Origin of the sequence: Acidimangrovimonas sediminis (assembly GCF_002871005.1) — a bacterium.
Taxonomy (GTDB): Bacteria; Pseudomonadota; Alphaproteobacteria; order Rhodobacterales; family Rhodobacteraceae; genus Acidimangrovimonas; species Acidimangrovimonas sediminis.
The window spans coordinates 1-1,894 of record NZ_PHSN01000067.1 but is presented as its reverse complement, the minus strand read 5'-3'; the positions used below and the strand labels follow the sequence as shown (position 1 = coordinate 1,894).

Annotated in this window: 1 rRNA gene; it reads right to left on the bottom strand. The window is 53.9% G+C overall.

The features are described 5' to 3' along the window. Nucleotides 1-1,683, bottom strand: a 23S ribosomal RNA gene (locus tag CVV76_RS24330); the annotation flags it as partial. Between the last annotated feature and the right edge of the window lie 211 nt (nucleotides 1,684-1,894).

The window sequence follows — 1,894 nt, the reverse complement described above, 5'->3', positions numbered from 1 at the left end:
CTCTACCAGTCCACCTGTGTCGGTTTCGGGTACGGTCTCATGGAGGGCTATTTCCAGGGACCCCGCAGCTGCCAGTTCAATCCGATAAGGACTGACAACCCTGAGGATCCGTCACCATCTCCTGGCCCAGGAATATTAACCTGGTTCCCATCGACTACGCCTTTCGGCCTCGCCTTAGGGGCCGGCTTACCCTGCTCAGATTAGCTTTAAGCAGGAACCCTTGGACTTTCGGCGACAGGGTCTCTCACCCTGTTTGTCGCTACTCATGTCAACATTCTCGCTTCCGATCTCTCCACGGGATCCCTTACAGGCCCGCTTCACAGAAAGCTCCTTATCCTGCGCTACCGCTTCGCTACTTGAGCGCGGTTTCCCGCACCGGTCATAGTGAAGCAATAGAAGAGGATATGAGCTATATCACGGAACGCTCCGCTACCACGCACATCACTGTGCATCCTAAGCTTCGGCTCGTGGCTTGAGCCCCGTTACATCTTCGCCGCAGGACAACTTGTCTAGACCAGTGAGCTGTTACGCTATCTTTAAAGGATGGCTGCTTCTAAGCCAACCTCCTGGTTGTTTTGGTCGTCCCACCTGCTTTCCCACTTAGCCACGAATTAGGGGCCTTAGCTGTAGGTCAGGGTTGTTTCCCTCTCCACGACGGACGTTAGCACCCGCCGTGTGTCTCCCGGATAGTCCTTCTCGGTATTCGGAGTTTGCTTAGGCTCAGTAAGTCTGTGGGACCCCATCACCCATGCAGTGCTCTACCCCCGAGAGGATACGTCCGAGGCGCTACCTAAATAGCTTTCGCGGAGAACCAGCTATCTCCGAGTTTGATTGGCCTTTCACCCCTAGGCACAGCTCATCCCGACCCTTTTCAACGGGTGTGGGTTCGGACCTCCAGTTAGTGTTACCTAACCTTCATCCTGGCCATGCCTAGATCACTCGGTTTCGGGTCTGATCCCACGAACTCATGCGCCCATTTAAGACTCGCTTTCGCTGCGCCTCCACCTATCGGCTTAAGCTTGCTCGTAAGACCAAGTCGTTGACCCATTATACAAAAGGTACGCCGTCAGGGCTCGAAGCCCCTCCGACTGCTTGTAGGCGTCCGGTTTCAGGAACTGTTTCACTCCCCTCGTCGGGGTGCTTTTCACCTTTCCCTCACGGTACTTGTTCGCTATCGGTCAGCAAGGAGTACTTAGCCTTCGGGGGTGGTCCCCCGATCTTCAGACAGGATTTCACGTGTCCCGCCCTACTTGATACGTCCTGTCGAGCTTCCCATACGGGGCTGTCACCCGCTATGGCCTGGTTTTCCAACCAGTTCCGGTCACTCTCAAGGCTCGGCTGGTCCGCGTTCGCTCGCCACTACTAGCGGAGTCTCTGTTGATTTCCTTTCCTCCGGGTACTTAGATGTTTCAGTTCCCCGGGTTCGCTCTTAAAACCCTATGTATTCAGGTAATAAGTACCTGTTTCAGACGATTATTGTGCGCTACCGCTTCGCTACTTGAGCGCGAAGCCCTCATAGCTCTTCAGTGACACACAATAACCATCTGTCAGGTGGGTTGCCCCATTCGGAGATCTCTGGATCAAAGCCTATTCCCGGCTCCCCAAAGCTTATCGCAGGGTATCACGTCCTTCATCGCCTCTTGCTGCCAAGGCATCCACCAAACGCCCTTTTCGCGCTTGATTTGATCCAGAAAGAGCAAGATCACATCTTACCTTTCCGGGATCAAAAGCAGTACTTTCCCACGCCTTACCCTGGTTCGTTGGTAAGACGCATATTGGTTAGTGTACTTGACTTGGACACTATCGCTTGCCGGCATCACCCGGCGATGCATCCACACTCGGATGCACCACGATAGTGCAATTTCATCTCTCTAAACGATGTCAATCTTGTCTG